General features: G+C 40.3%; 9 protein-coding genes. 3 read left to right on the forward strand and 6 right to left on the reverse strand.

Annotated elements, in window-relative coordinates:
• Positions 1-159: 159 nt before the first annotated feature.
• Positions 160-597, reverse strand: coding sequence for a DUF3010 family protein (locus L0668_RS10935; protein ID WP_235312528.1), 438 nt, complete (start codon positions 595-597; stop codon positions 160-162).
• Positions 598-924: 327 nt separating this feature from the next.
• Between L0668_RS10935 and L0668_RS10940 the strand changes: the two genes are divergently transcribed.
• The 3 genes from L0668_RS10940 (at position 925) to L0668_RS10950 (ending at position 6,311) form a co-directional block, all read left to right on the forward strand.
• The gene (locus L0668_RS10940; protein ID WP_235312530.1) at positions 925-1,767 is read left to right on the forward strand and encodes a hypothetical protein; all 843 of its coding nucleotides are present in this window, start codon (positions 925-927) and stop codon (positions 1,765-1,767) included.
• A gap of 343 nt (positions 1,768-2,110) precedes the next feature.
• Positions 2,111-3,184, forward strand: a complete 1,074-nt coding sequence (locus L0668_RS10945) for an efflux RND transporter periplasmic adaptor subunit (RefSeq protein WP_235312532.1) — start codon at positions 2,111-2,113, stop codon at positions 3,182-3,184.
• Positions 3,185-3,191: 7 nt separating this feature from the next.
• Complete coding sequence (locus L0668_RS10950) at positions 3,192-6,311, forward strand: efflux RND transporter permease subunit (RefSeq protein WP_235312534.1); 3,120 nt, start codon at positions 3,192-3,194, stop codon at positions 6,309-6,311.
• 386 nt (positions 6,312-6,697) lie between these two features.
• On the opposite strand, the gene L0668_RS10955 is transcribed toward L0668_RS10950, so the two are convergent.
• From L0668_RS10955 to L0668_RS10975, 5 genes are all read right to left on the reverse strand, one after another.
• Positions 6,698-10,513, reverse strand: coding sequence for a hypothetical protein (locus tag L0668_RS10955; RefSeq protein WP_235312536.1), 3,816 nt, complete (start codon positions 10,511-10,513; stop codon positions 6,698-6,700).
• Positions 10,514-10,808: 295 nt separating this feature from the next.
• Positions 10,809-13,427, reverse strand: a complete 2,619-nt coding sequence (locus L0668_RS10960) for a TonB-dependent receptor plug domain-containing protein (protein ID WP_235312538.1) — start codon at positions 13,425-13,427, stop codon at positions 10,809-10,811.
• Positions 13,428-13,534: 107 nt separating this feature from the next.
• The gene (locus L0668_RS10965) at positions 13,535-14,029 is read right to left on the reverse strand and encodes a RidA family protein (protein WP_235312540.1); all 495 of its coding nucleotides are present in this window, start codon (positions 14,027-14,029) and stop codon (positions 13,535-13,537) included.
• 18 nt (positions 14,030-14,047) lie between these two features.
• A complete protein-coding gene (locus tag L0668_RS10970) occupies positions 14,048-14,662 on the reverse strand; it encodes a c-type cytochrome (RefSeq protein WP_235312542.1) in 615 nt (204 codons plus the stop codon).
• Positions 14,652-16,241 carry a flavin monoamine oxidase family protein gene (locus tag L0668_RS10975; RefSeq protein ID WP_235312544.1) on the reverse strand — a complete coding sequence of 530 codons (1,590 nt, stop codon included), beginning with the start codon at positions 16,239-16,241 and terminating at the stop codon, positions 14,652-14,654. Before L0668_RS10975 ends, L0668_RS10970 begins: the two co-directional genes overlap by 11 nt.
• Between the last annotated feature and the right edge of the window lie 108 nt (positions 16,242-16,349).

The following is a 16,349-nucleotide window of genomic DNA, read 5'->3' on the forward strand; positions in this document are numbered from 1 at the left end:
GTTGCGAGTTGCGAGTTGCGAGTTGCGAAAAAGACTGTGTTAAAACAAGTTTACAGTCAAACAGAAATGCCGCTATTTAAAGCCGTCATTTAAAAATAACGGCATTTTTTATCTTTTTATTTTGAGCTAGTAGCTCGTCACTTACAGCATTAGGCTAGTTTAAATGTCATATTTATCTTTCATTAAATAAGCAAAAGCTGTATTGAATGCAGTTTCTTGAAACATTTTTAATCCGGTTTCGGCCATTGGCACATGCACTGGATTACGCTTTAGTGACTCTTTGATTTCTGTTGGCGGCATGACAATAACTTCAACATCGTCTAATAATTCAAGTGCGGCTTCTAATTTAAAACCCACTGCACCACCAGCAAACTTGCCTTTCATGGGACGTTGGCGAATAACAATTTTATCAATTTTGTAATCTTGAACTAGTTGGGCAAACGATTTTTGAAAATAGCGTAAGTCTTTAGCCACAGCATTTTTAGGCAGACTGAGCTTTCTTGCACGACAATCAGGAATTTGAAACACTTCATCAGCTAGAGATAACAAACACACATTTGCATCATTCGCACTTAACTCAACACCACATACACGCATTACACACCCCTCCAAAATAATTGGGGAGATTATAACGTAAAGCGATAAGGGCCGTTATCTAATATTTAAACAATTCAATTTAGCTTTATTTATGCAGGGTATAAGAGATCACTAAGAATATTTATACATTTGATTTTTATACATAAATTGTAATCTGAGCGTTTTTAGGATAAAAATTGACCTATACTAAAAAGATTGTTTTAAATGGGTTGTTAAATCATGTACTTATTCAAAAAGTTATTCACAACGTTTGTATTGTATAGCTGCTATTCTTTATCGACCCAAGCTGTACAGTTAGTGCACGAGACTTCAAAAAAAAACGGTCTAATGTTTTTCAATTACAAATGGGAAGACCACCAAAAACAACCCCAATCTCTTAACTTTTCTTTACCCTTAGAACAAATCAACAAAAAACACCACAAACGTTTTGTGCCAGATTTAGCCGATCAATACGTGTATATTGAGCTACATAAAGCCGCGCGTACCATTAACCCTAAAGAAGCTAGCGTTAAAATTCGTCGCAAAGCAAAAGATATCGAGATACAGGTGACGAGCCGTTCTCAGAACTTATTGGATAAATGGCAACGTTCTATGCAACAAAGTCGTGAGAATGCTTTTAACCAATACCTAAAAGATAACTATCTCAGCCATTTTAGAACTCATTTGGGTCAAAAAGTCATTAAACCCGACCACTTACGTTACATTGCTGAAAGTAAAACACCGTTAATGCCCATTGCCCAAGCATTGTACCAAAAAGTGCCCGAAAGTAGCGAAACCAGAGTGTATGTGAATTTATTATTAAGCTGGGTTCAAAGCATTCCGTATAGCGCACTAGAAGATAGGGTAACATCTAATGGAGCAGGATATTTACCTCCGCCACTTGTGGTGGCCAGTAATCAAGGTGATTGCGACAGCAAATCTGCTTTGATGGCTAGCTTGATCCGTTCATTGTTACCAGACGCCAAAATGATCATGCTGTATTTACCCAATCATGCCTTATTAGGTGTGAGCCTACCCTTTCGAACTACAGAACGAACGCTCAATATTGAAGGAATAGATTATTTACTGATGGAACCCACCGGCCCAGCTAACACTAAATTAGGAGAAATTGCCCTTAGTAGTAATAATGCCATCAATGGCAATATGCATAGTTATGAGGTAGTACCATAACCAATAATATTCTAGGGCCTGTTTATCTTTTCTTTATGTATTTGCAGCGAGTTGCGTGCCATTTATACAATAAAGCACGGGTGTGGTGTAGTTGCTCTGCATGAATGAGTGCTAAAGCAGCAAAGATAAACAGCCCCTCGTTAACCTATCCCATATTTAGGTAATCTACCGCAAATGACTCAGTACCATAAAGTAAAAATTGTAGAATGGCTGGGCTTATAGATTTAAGAAATCTAATATTTCAACGACGCAGCTCTGTCCTTAGAGCCGCTAGAAATAAGCACTAACAAACCTAAATACTCGTATTTGATTTAGAAATTCTAACGTTCAAAAAGGCGGCTTCATGTCCAAAAGTAAAATACTTTCTCCCATCCTAATCGCCTTAATTATAATGTGCGGCTTAGTTGTGTATTTGTATGCTCCAAACAGTGAGCAAGAACAACAAAAAAAATCTATCACTACTCCTGTCAGGGTTTACTCAGTTGAGCAACAAAAATTTCCGGTTACAATCGAGGCATTAGGCACAGCCAACGCCAACGAATCCATCACAATTACCGCTCAAAAATCAGCCATAGTGCAAAGTATTCAGTTTGATGATGGCGACTTGGTCGAAAAAGGACAGTTACTTTTAAAGCTCAACGATAGAGAAGAACAAGCTCGTTTAAACGAGTTAGAAATCAATCTTCAAGAAGCAAAACGTCAACTAAAACGTATCGACAATCTAGCCCAATTAAGCGTAGCTTCTAAACAACTATTGGACGAACAACAAGCGAAAGTAAAGGCCTTAAAAGCGCAACTTGAAGTAGCCAAAACTCAACTTGATGAACTCGTTCTTAGTGCACCTTTTAACGGCATGTTAGGTGTGCGTAAAGTGAGTGTAGGTGCATTAGTCGAGCCGGGTGATTTAATTGTGACTTTGGATGATATGAGTTTAATTAAAGTTGACTTCACTGTGGCAGAATCCCACTTACCTAGTGTACAAAATGGCCAACTTGTTGTTGCAACATCAGTAGCCTATCCTGGTGAAGAGTTCACTGGAAAAATATCCAATATAGCATCTAGAGTTGATCCCATCACTCGTGCGATTCAAATTCGCGCAATAGTCGATAATAAAAACTTTAAACTTCGCCCAGGCATGTTACTGCAACTTAATTTGCAAAAACAAATCTTAGATACCCTAGTGATCCCTGAGTCGGCCTTAGTGCCAATCGAAGATAAACAGTTTGTGTATATAATCGAGAATGACATAGCAGTACAAAAGCAAGTTCAAGTAGGTTTACGCAAACCAGGTATGGCACAAATAGTGTCTGGTTTGACCGAACATGATCAAGTTGTAGTGGAAGGAGCCCTGCGTTTGCGCGATGGCTCGAATGTGAATATTCTAGCTTCTACAACATCTAATACAGCAAAAGGGTAAGCGTATAATGTTGTTATCAGATGTTTCAATAAAACGCCCGGTTTTTGCCACTGTAATAAATTTACTACTAGTGGTATTCGGCATTGTTGCCATGACTATGCTTTCCTTGCGGGAATACCCCGATATCGACCCACCAATAGTCTCAATTAATACCAATTATACTGGGGCTTCGGCCTCGATAGTGGAAACTCGTATTACCCAACTAATTGAAGATCGTATCAGTGGCATAGAAGGTATTAAAAATATCACCTCTTCTAGCAGTAATGGGCGTTCTTCCATCAGTATCGAATTTAACCTATCAAGAGATATCGATGCTGCCTCAAATGACGTACGAGAGCGAGTCAGCCGAGCATTAAATAATTTGCCGGATCAAGCTGAACCACCAGAAGTCTCTAAATCAAGTTCAGATGAAGATGTCATTATTTGGTACAACCTACGCAGCGACAACATGAATGTCATGGAGTTAACCGACTACGCCGACAGGTTTATTGTTGACCGCTTGTCTGTAGCCGAAGGGGTCGCACGGGTTCGTTTAGGTGGAGGTCGAAGTTATGCGATGAAAGTATGGCTTGACCGCAATGCCATGGCCGCCAGGGATATTACTGTCAATGACATTGAACAAGTTATTCGCAGCGAAAATGTTGAACTACCGGCAGGCCAAGTAGAATCTACCCAACGAGATTTTGAAGTGCGAGTCGCCCGTAGTTATTTAAACCCGGACGACTTTGCCAAATTAGCTATAAAAATGGGTGATGATGGATACCTAATTCGATTAAGAGATGTTGCCACAGTTGAGCTAGGCGCTGAAGATGATAAAACAGAATTCAGAGGTGACGGTGTTAACATGATTGGTTTAGGCATTATAAAACAATCAAAAGCCAATACCCTAGAAGTAGCCCGTGCTGCAAGAGAGGCTATACAACAAATCGAAAAAGGCTTACCCGACAATATATTCATTGTGCCGAGCTATGACTCTTCACTGTTTATCGAAGCTTCCATAGACGAAGTATACAACACCTTAGCCATTGCTATGTTAATGGTGGTATTAGTGATTTATGTTTTTCTGGGAAATATTCGCGCTACTATTATTCCCGCCATCACAGTGCCTGTATCTCTAGTTGCAGCCTTCACTGTGATGTATGCCTTAGGTTTTTCTATTAACTTATTAACCCTACTAGCCATGGTGTTAGCCATAGGTTTAGTAGTAGATGACGCCATAGTGGTATTAGAAAATATATCGCGGCGGATTGAGTTGGGCGAGCCCAAACTACTAGCTGCGTATCGAGGCGCGCGCGAAGTCGGCTTCGCCGTTATTGCCACTACCTTAGTGTTAATTGCTGTATTTATGCCACTGGTTTTTTTACAAGGTAATATCGGTAGGTTGTTTACTGAATTTGCTTTAGCTATTGCCGCTGCTGTGGCTTTTTCCAGTGTAACGGCATTAACTCTAACCCCTATGCTAAGTTCAAAACTACTGACAAAAAATAGTAAAAAGTCAGGCTTTAATGCTTGGATGGACAACTCCTTTAAAAAAATCGAAACCCGCTATTTTAATATTTTAGGTAAAACTATTCATCAACCTATCTTGATGTCACTTTTGATAATAGTCAGTATTGTAGCCTTAGTACGATTAGCCGATATCATCCCTAGTGAGTTTGTACCCAAAGAAGATAGGCGTAACTTTTTTATCATGGTGCAATCTGCCGAAGGCACCAGTTTTAACGAAAACAGCAAACATATTAAAGCTGTAGAAGAAATGTTATTGCCCTATTTAGAAACAGACGAAGTCATTAGAGTGTTGGTACGTACGCCTGGTTTTGGCGGCAGTTCAGGCATTGCTGTTGTGGGTACACCTATCAATGATGATGGTTCAGTCGAGCGCCGTTCCTCTTTTGAACTAATGGACGAAATCACCAAAAAGTTATCTGCTATTCCTGATATTCGTGCTTTTGCCATTATGCGTAGTGGCATTGGTGGACGTGGTGTGGGTCGCCCTGTGCAGTTTGTATTACAAGGCGACACCTATGAAGATTTAGTCCAATGGCGCGACACCTTGTTAGAGGAAGCCCGAGAAAACCCTAACTTAATTCGCCTAGATTCAGACTATAAAGAAACTTGGCCTCAGTTGCTGGTTGATATAGATACCGAACGGGCAGCCGATTTAGGTGTATCTGTCAGCGACATAGGCCGCACCTTAGAAACTATGTTGGGCCAACGCCGAGTATCGACCTTTTTAGATCGAGGGCAAGAGTATTATGTGATTATGGAAGGTCGTCGAGCAGACTATCGCAGCCCGCAAAGTATCGACAATCTATACGTACGTTCACAACATACGGGCAAACTGATCCCCATGGCGAACTTGCTCACAATTAAAGAACGAGCCACGTCAGCAACATTAAACCGTTATAACCGTATGCGTAGCATTACCATCAGTGCCAATTTAGCCGAAGGTTACACTGTAGGCCAAGCACTAGAATATTTAGAAAACTTAGTACAAACAAAATTACCCGATGGAGTCTCGATAGACTACAAAGGAGAGTCACAGCTTTATCAAGAGTCAGGTAATTCAGTCATATTTATATTCTTGATGGCACTAGCCATTGTATATCTTATTTTAGCCGCTCAATTTGAAAGCTGGGTGCATCCTTGGGTAATTATGCTTACCGTACCTTTGGCATTAGTCGGTGCGTTTATTGGACTCTACTTTGCAGGTATGACACTCAACATATACAGCCAAATTGGCTTAGTCATGTTAATTGGTCTAGCAGCTAAAAATGGGATTTTAATTGTTGAGTTTGCCAACCAACTGCGAGATGCAGGTACTGAATTTGAACTGGCGTTGAAAAAAGCCGCTATGTTACGTTTACGTCCTATTGTTATGACAGGTTTTACCACAGTATTCAGCTCCTTACCTTTAGTATTGGCCACAGGCCCGGGCGCGGAAAGCCGCACTGTTATTGGCATGGTGATTTTTGCTGGGGTATTGGTATCGGCTATATTAACCCTGTTTATTATTCCTACCGCTTATTATTGGTTAGCCCAAAAAACTGGCTCACCTCAAGCAATTAGTCAGAAATTAGATAAGTTAGAAAAGGATATTCCTTACCATAAAGGTGAAGGTGTTTAGCTTTTCTGAAAAGTACAATTCACAGTTAGTAAAATGATTAAAGCACCGCAGGAAACTGACGGTGCTTTTTTGTTTAAGGTTGTCTTTATGCTAGGCACTAAGATCATGCCCTAGCGTCATTCCTACATGGTATTAGCAGGAATCTCTTTTCTTTATATCCCCTAAAATAAATTAACGTTGCTGTCCATGCTCAATAACCTTTATCGGCGAAGGACGCAGCCACAATTATTTTTAGTCTCTATTTACTAGCTTCTATCCGCTGCTCTTTCCCGTTTGTAGTGCCCTAAACAAAAAAGACTCGATAACCACTGGTTATCGAGTCAAAATGTTGTAAGGCAATCTTATGAGTGATGGCGCTTAATCTTCTAAAACTAAGCTACATGGTGCTAGCTGTCTGGAAGTGTGAACACATAATCCTCTTCTAGCGGGACCCCCTCTTCTGAACGAAACGAATCTTTTTTCAATATAATGTTAGTTGATGGTTCATATGAACTAAGGAACATAACGAAAGTATCTTTTCGTCTCCATTCAGTTGAAGTGGGTACGTAATTACCCTCAGTGCTATACCCTTCTTGCATATCCTCTGAAAACTTAACTACCAGTGCACTTTCACTGGCATCGCCAATTATTCTAATATCAATGACATATGGCGCATTTTGACTGCTATCTGGCTTGGCATTAGAGTTTATTTTGTTTTCTAGAAAAGATTTCGCAGTTTGATAATCTAAAAGGAAATACTCATCTTGCTCGGTTAGATTGATGTCCTGTAAATCATTTGTCCAAGCTAATTCCAAATAGCTCTCTGTTGCCGATGTAATATTGATATATTCGACCCCCTCACCGTCAAAAGAGTTAAATTTAATATAGCCTTGAGACGTTAGACTGTAACTGGTTTTATATACCGTGCCTGGCGCGCCGTCTGCATAAGCTTTAATTTGATTTCCGTCAAAATCAAAAACAGCTAATATCCAACTTTCCAGCCCGGTTTCGTAATGCACATTGTAAAGCCTACGACCGGTTAAAAAGTCACTGGAGAATTTATCTACATCCTCCAACAAAAAGTTAGATTTGGGTCTAATAGTTATCTGAACACTGTCACTCGATTCTTTACCTTGATTATCAGTGGCAACCGCTATTAGATCAATTTTTTCTACTTCACTCACGTCTGGGGCGGTAAAACTGAGAGTATCGCCTTGTCCATCATAGTTTATGGAATGTGCAGGCAAAATGAACCATTCAATACTTACCGAACCATCTGGGTCTGAAGCTGTGGCAGATAACTCAACGTTTGTACCTGCACTAAAACTAGTCTTTTGATTGGCGTCTATAGCAATAGTAGGAGCTAAATTTAACGCCTTTCTTTTTATTGATAGTTTTCTATTCGAGGTGCTCGTACCCTGATGTTTAAACTGAATTTGATAATCGATTTCTTGAGCACTGCCTGCATAGGTAAACTCAACATCAATCACACTGACTTCCCCCCCATATAAATTCACCGCGCCCACCACTTGATAAGTTAGGCCCGACAAATCGTCTTGGCAGAAATAGCATTTTTTCGGTAGTGAACGAATATGAAACTCTGGTGTGAAAGAATTAATATAGTCCTCGTCGCCCTCAGCTAGCAGAGTGAAACTCACGGTAAAACTTTGATTAGCAACAACTGAGACCTCGATATCACTATTATCCCATTGATTGTCGAAGTTAACTTGGTTCTCATTACCCAATTGATAAGACTGTATATAAAAGTCATTAGCTGGCACTTCAATATTTTCTAACTCAATGGCAGCATCTAACATGGCTTTTAAGCGCGAATTTTGAGTATTTGCACTTACACTTTGGAGATATAAACCTTCTACCATTTCCCAAAAGTTATCCGGAATTGTGCCTGAAGGGGTTAAATCACCCGCGTAAAACCAGCCATTAACTAATCCTTCTCCTGCGTCATCTATAAAGTCATCATCACGCATCAGTTCTAATAAATAATCTGAAGAATAGAATTGACGCTGCAGAAAATATGTTTCAATTTGCTTATTAACGGTTATATCACTAAAGTCTGATACGATTTTTCCGCCAACTGACAGCAACTTTTCTTTATATAGATTTAATAATTTGCTGATTATATTGGTTTCGCTTATATCTGCAGGGAACCTATCAGAAAAAATATCATTCACTCTATCACCGGCCTCGCCTACATCACCTGATGCACTTTTAAAAGCAAGATAGGAACGAGTTAGGCTTGGGTGTTTGAAAAATTTCTTTTCAGCTTCTTCTAGCAACATATCGAAAGGTGACTCAATCATTTTTTGAGCAAAGTTCCACTCACTCAGTACTCCTCCCTGAGGACTCGCCTTAGTTCCATACAGACTTTCAAAAGCAGCAACATAACCTTGATAAGCTCCACCTAAAACCGTAGAAGACTGACCATTTCGGGCAATTTCACCTTTAATGGTTTCAGCTGTTACAACCGACTGGTACACATCAAAAACGGTTAAAGCCGTTTGATCCGCTCCGACACTAGCAATTTCAGTCGACAAATAAGCCAACCAATCGTTGTTAGACAACTTAGAGTATTCACCAGCAAAGCGGTTTTCGATATCAGCCACAATGCTCTGTAATAGCGGATCACCATAACCATCGGTGAGGGCATCTTCTATATCCTTATTAATGACCACATAACTGCTGAAATGATCGGTCTCAAAATAAACCAGTGATTCTTCGGCATCAAACTTAATAGGACTTAGATAATCGATTACGCCATTTTCATCAGTTCGCGCAATACGCAAGCTGTCTACGCCAACCTCATCTAGATTTTCAAATACCGGAATAGCAACAGTAACAGCTTGATTAAATTGCAAACCTGCTGGTTCAAATGTCACCACTGAACTAAAAACACCTTGCGTACTAGGAATAATCGAAGCACTGTTTTGGTTAATGCGAATAGTTTGTTGTTCAGACAAAGCTCCAGCAGGTACTATGATTTTTGTGCCGGCTAAAGTTTCAGGTGCGTTATCTGAATTCAGAGCGATGACTCCACCATCATCAACAGTAATAACTTTTTCAGCGATCAAATCAGCCTCATATGCGACCAAAAGCTTATCTGCTGTTGTGACTAAAACGTCTTCATTAAAAAAATTAACCGTTAAAAGCCTACTTCCTGCTTCGGTTATTGTTAGGCTATTTTCAAGTTCTACAACCTCACCATCTAATAACCATTGCGGGGTCAATGTGTGCGGATAATTTGAAATAAGCCCGTTCAATGTAAAGGGAACTTGCTGAAAAGAACCGCCATCAATACTTAATGTAGGAGGCAGCAGGCTCACCAAATCAAAAAGTTTGTTGCTTATATCAGCGCCATTATGAATGCTGTCAATGTATCCATTGATTAGGTCTGTATAACTAACTTTTAGGCTATTTTTATTTTCTAACGGATTAAAGAGTAATAAATCAAGACTGTTTACTACACCGTCATCATTAATATCTTGAATTAAACTTGCCGCTATATCATCTAGTAACGAAGTATCACTTAGCTCATAAGTATTATTATTTAACCTTAAAAAAAGAGCTTGGATATCTGATAACGCAGTGACTCTAATTTGATTTTCAGTAAGCTGTGATCCTTTAACTATGGCGCTAATCTTACCTAATATATCGATCACTTCATCGCTTACGACCACGCCATCATCATTGGGGTCAGTGTCTTGCCCCCCATCAACCTCAACAAGATAAAAACTACTATCTTTGATGACAACACCATCAAAATTAAATGCACCATAACTTTCGCTCATGCTAGAGGAGCTTGTTTCTGCCACTAGCAACATTTCAGGTAACTCATACAATTTAACACTTGCCCCCGAAATAAGGCCCAATTGCGCCACACCGGAAACATTACTAGTTTTGATAAAACTGACAGTGACTTCACAGTTAGCAGTAATACCAGCAGTCACATATGTACTACCTGTAAGAGTGCCACCACAACCTGTAATACTGCTCAATTGATAACCGTCGTTAGCTGTCAAACTGAAATTTGTAGTTTGACCACTCTCAATAGTCAATGCAGTTGGCGAAACTGAGCCCCCCTCGGTTACAGATGTTGTTACGTTAAAATTAGTCTCAGGGGCTTCTTGAGAAGTATCGCCTCCACTGCCACAAGCTGAAATGGTTACAAGTATTAGAGCTGATAAAATAATACGGATGGATGTCAAGATAGAGGTTCCTTTACTGCTAGGTTAAATTTAATTAGAGCATTTTTTTATCAAGAAATCTTTCTTTAAAAACAACTTATTTAAAATATACTTCATACTAAACAAACACTTGAGGAGTTTAATACCCAAAGATTAAGACGCTAAAAGCTACTCGCTACTACTCACTGATCTTTTTTGTTTGCAACTAGCTAAACAAAAAAGACCCAATAACTAAAAGTCATTGGGCCAACATTTTTAAGGTAATCTTATGCTTAATTATGCTTAATTACGCTTAATTTCCTAACACATTGTGTTGTTAAAAGATGTAATTCATACGAGCGTAGTAATAGCCACCTTGCCAATCAACCATATTGGCTGACCAGTAAACAGCACCACAACATTCGTCACCTTCATCTTCATCAGGGTAGGTATCAAAGATATTCCTAGCACCCGCCGACAAACTAATACTGTCACTTACTTGGTAATTCATCTCAAAATCAAACAATACACTTGGATCATATTCTTGAGTGGTTGTTGCATCAGAAGAAATAGCATTTTCGTACGTGCCATAAAAATTAGCACGAACAACGAAACTCAACATATCAAAGTTATGTTTAGCTGATAATACAGAGCGCCATTCAGGTATTGCATTCTCAACATCAAATTGCGCTTCAGCATTCAAGGCATCGGATGCTTCATCTATTTCCGTCGCATTATAATTCACTGAACCAGTTAAAACAGTGTCACCCATGGTATAAGTGGCAACAAAATCAAAACCTGTTGTGGTGGTATCAAATGCGTTTTGGAAATATCTCACGCCACCTATGGTATTTGCACCAACAACACCAGCAGCATCTAGCGCTAAATAGTTGTCATAAGCTTCACCAGAAGTCATGTCTGTAGAAACGTCTAATGTAGAAATGGCATAAAAGCGATCTTCCAAACTAATACTATACATATCAAAAGTAAGGTTTAGCTCATCAATATTACCGGTAAAACCTAAGGTATAGTTTAATGACGTTTCCGCTTTTAACGGATTAGCGCCTAACGCTTCACCAACAGCGCTGCTCGCAGGGAACAAACCTACCGCTACCGGATAACCATCGGGTAAAGTTGTGGCTACGTTAGTGGTACCTTGCTGACCAGGTGTAGGTGCACGGAAACCTGTACCTACTGAACCACGCAAATTAAAGTCATCAGATAAGCTATATTTGAAAGCAACTTTACCAACGAGCTCAGCCCCAAAATCAGAGTAGTCTTCGTAACGCATCGCCGCTTGCATATATAAAGCATCACTTAAATCCGAGCTTACATCTAAGAATATACCCGCCATATCACGTTCGTATTTACCTGAATATTCACTTGAATAACCGGGGAAACCATTCGAACCAACCCCTACAGCTCGATACACAGGATCGTCGCTATTGGCACAATCTAAAGTGGAACCATTCGCAATCACAGCAATGCCTGCTGCAGTGGCAATGTCACCTTCACAGAATCCCCAAGGGTCTGGCAAAGAATAAGGTCCATCGGTATATGAAGCTTCATCACCACCTATTAACTCATAGGTTTCTTCCATGTAAGTTAGACCAAAGGCAAACAAGACATCTGAATATAAACCTAGGTCGACATATTGAGTAAAGTCTGCAGAGAATTGTAATTCTTCATTTATCAAATCACCCGGCGTAAAAGAGATGGGAGAGTCAGGCCCCATAGAAGGGTTAATGGTATTTTTTAGCGTGTATGAAATTTCATTTGAACCAAAACGACCACTAATGTCGTAGGTCATATCATTATCAAATTCACCTTCTATACCACCCACAAACGACACATCCGTAATATCACCAAAGAAGCGTGGTGTAAAACCACCAGGAAACTTTTCTAAAGGACTATAAATAGAGCCATCTTCTTTGCGTATATCTTCTATTGTGCTGTTACCTGGATAACGATAATAAAAACTTCCATCGCCTTCACTTTGTGAATAATTACCAAAAGCATAAAGTTTAGTTGTATCACTGATTTCATAGCCAGTGTTAAAGAAAATTCGCGTGCCAGAGGTATTGGGTTGTCCCCAAGGCTGTACCACATCTTCTCCACCTAAATTAGCGTCAGCTAAACCATCTATAAATCCTTGTTCGGTATACCCTGATACTGAGGTATCTAGACCAGTCAAAAAATTAGGATCGTTAACATCTACACAGGCCCAGCTTTCACAATATTGTTCACCACGGTTAGTTGAACTAGCGTCTGAATATTCTGCTGATACACTCAAAAAACCTTTTGTCCCTAGTGCAAAACCAAGGTTACCTGCCATAGTGATTTGTTCGCCATCACCTTCATAATATTGGCCGGTATTGAACGAGAAAGATCCACCTTCGTCATTATCTTTTAATACAAAGTTGATTACCCCTGCAATAGCATCTGAACCATATTGCGCGGCTGCACCATCACGCAATACTTCGACACCTTTTAGTGCTGAAGAAGGAATGGTGGCTACATCTGGACCCTGTGTACCTGAGCCTGAAGTTTGTACAAGTGCTGAACGATGACGACGTTTTGAATTAACTAATACCAAGGTTTTATCTGTTGGCATACCACGCAATGTCGCGGGGCGAATAAAAGACGCACCATCTGAAATAGGCTGTCTTCCTAATGAGTATGATGGTACTAACGTTTTTAGCACGTCATTGGTATCGGTAAATGGCACTGCGGCCAAGTCTTCTTCACTGAAGACATCGATTGGGACAGGTGAGTCCACAATTGATCTAGGCGCACCTCGTGAACCTGTTACCGCTATTTTTTCAATAAATTGATTAGTTTCTGTTTCTGCTGTTTCTGCTTCTTGTGCGAACGCTGTAGTCAGGCCAACCATGCTGATTGACCATGTCGCTAGGCCAGTTTTTATCGCCTTACTGAGCATATTTTGCTTTAGCATAGTTTTCCCCTTAGTCTGTTTTTTTGTGTGTAATGACTAGCTGTTTTTGTAAAACTTTGTGCTGCTGGCTAGTCATCAACAGCGCAAGTGTTATGATTCAGCTCAAGCTATTCTGGTTTAGCTATCACCATTTCAATTTCGATTAACATGTTTGGTCCACCAGCTAATCCAGCAATTTGAAAGGCCGAACGTGCAGGTTTATTAGGTTGTTCTTCGGTACCAAAATATTTGGTATAGGCTTTCATAAATCCGCCAAAGTCCATTTTTCCTTCCATAGTTGGGTCACCCACCATAAAAACTTGCATCTTGATTACGTCACCAAAATCCACACCTAATTCTTTAAAAGAGGCTTCAAAACGTTTAAACACATTTAAAGCCTGCGTTTCAGTGTCTCCGTAATACTCTCGGCTGCCACGAGTTGCCTTAGGATCTACAGGGCCTGGCACCATGCCACTGTGAAAAATCAAGGTCGTGTCTGGCGTGACTTCAACTGCGCGAGAAATAGGAAAAGTGCTGTTGTTAGGTAAAGCATGACGGGTAACGTCAGCTATGGTGCTAGAGGCAAACAAGGCTGTCGCTGCAAATAAAAGACTTTTTTTCATTAAGATAACTCCTAGTATTTATTTTAATTGTTGAACATACACAGCTAAATCAGCTGCATCTTGTTCCGATGTAATCACTGCGCTGGCAGCTTTCATTTGTTGACCATAAAGATCACTGCCTTGGGCTCCTCTTAAGCCAAGACGAAAATGATTAAGTTGAGTGGCGATATACCAATCATTTAGGCCACTGAGTTTTGGCGCTCCAAGGGTTTTGTTCCCTTCACCATTAGCGCCATGACAAGCGGCACAGCTTTGATACAACTGTTGGCCTTTGTTGGCATCACCTACTAGGCTGGACACGGGTTTATCTGAACTAGTTTGTGCAACCCAATCAGCAATTTCAGTGATTTGTTTAGCAGATAAACCTAGCACCATACGCATCATTTCAATGCCGGTTTTATCTTCGGGGTGTGCCCCGCGTATGCCTTGCTTAAAGTTTTTAAGCTGACGTTCCACATACCAAGCAGACAAGTCACTTAATCTTGGCGCACCAATGTTTTGATTACCTTTTAACTGACTGCCATGACAAACAGTGCAATATTCAAGGCCTTCTGGTGTTGAGGTGTATTTAGCATGAGTCGTAAAAGAGCCAATGCCGAATACAAATAGAATAGCTAGGGTCCTAACTAACATGAGCCGCTCCTCCTTGAATAATCTTGGCACCCAGTAGTTTGTTTAATTGCTCTAGGGCTTGTTCACTCGAGGCTAGTGCCCCTTCTTGCCAACCACTATGATGGCTAATTTGATCGCCTATCATAAAATGTCGGCCTTCTGGTTTTTGTAACATGTGGTAATAGGTTTCAAAGTCTTCGGCACTCATACGCATACCGCAGCCCATTTGATGATTCATACGAGCCCAAGGGATGGAAATACCGTTCTCTATATATTTGCTGTAACCAGGATGGATTTTTTCACCTGAAATAGCCCCGGCTTTCAAGCGCTCTTCAGGTGACATATTTTCAAACATAGTGGTGAACTTAGGGTTCCAAACGTAAGCACCTAACATGATGCCTTTTTGAGCATGAATATCATGAGACGGATACCAAAGCTGAGAGACTGGCTCAGAGGTATAACTAATCCCACCGTAAATACCGTCGTTTTCCCAGAACCTTTCTTTCATTTGATAGGCAATTTTGAATAAATGCCCACGTTTAATGCTGTTTAAACCAGCTTGGTAAGTAGCAGAAAAGTTATTTTCAATACCCGCCATAAAATACGCTGGAATATTATTAAAACAGTAATCAGCTTTTACAGAATGTAACTTTCCACCTTGTTCGTAGGTAACTTCTACACCTTGGTCAGAGTTAAAAATTTTCTTAACTTGTGCATTGAGAACGGGTTTTGTTTGAAGGTTACGTAGAAAAGCTTTCACTACTGAATCCATACCACCAATTGGCTCCATTAGTGGCTCGCACCAATCGTATACTTCTGCTCCCAATAAACCGCCATACCAAAAGCTACTGTCTAACATGGCCTTTAATTCAATGGGGGCATGAGGGGTTGGGTGTTCAAGCATTCGATCAGTGGTTGAACCGGCGCGGCCACTGCCTATATATTTTCCATTTTCAGTTAAATCGCCATATGCCTGAGAAAACTTCATCAATTTAGCTACATCTTCTTCACTGAGCAGTTGATCAAATTGATTAGCGTCAGCTGACTTCCATAACAACTCTGACATCAAACCACGCACGTCTGTGTGGTATTCAATAATACGTTTAGGTTTACCGCCTAAAGATTTTTCATCATGAAAATAAGCTAACTTGCTACTATTGGCTTTGACCTGTAATGGCACATTTAGCGCTTTACAATAGTGCAGAATACGCCTGTGGTGACCTGGTATACGTGCCGGTCCACAGTTAAAGAAAAGATTATCTTGTTTGTCAAATTGGCAAATTTGTGGGTTGCCCATTTCATCGATTTTATCACCGTTACGTACAGTAAGATTACGTCCACCAGCTCTAAAAGAGGCTTCAAGCATAGTCACGTGATAGCCTGCTTTTTCTAGCTCTAAAGCGGTAGCTAAGCCCGCTATACCCGCACCTAAAATAAGTGCAGTGGGTTTATTTCCCGGATCAGCGGGTTTAATCGTGACAGGCCCTGAATAACTGTCTTCTGGCATCATTCCTAGGGCTAAACTGGTTTTCAATAAAGCCGATGAGCCTCCTGCGGCACCGACATAGGATAAAAATTGTCTTCTGGTGATATTTAGCATAACTCTATTAATTACTTCCTAACTGACGGACTGACTCCGCTTTAAATCAGGACGCCATGCTAGCGAAAGCAAAGGATTCGCAGAACGAAGAATAATATTGTGCTGTAC

This window comes from Paraglaciecola algarum, from assembly GCF_021532655.1.
GTDB classification, from domain to species: domain Bacteria; phylum Pseudomonadota; class Gammaproteobacteria; order Enterobacterales; family Alteromonadaceae; genus Paraglaciecola; species Paraglaciecola algarum.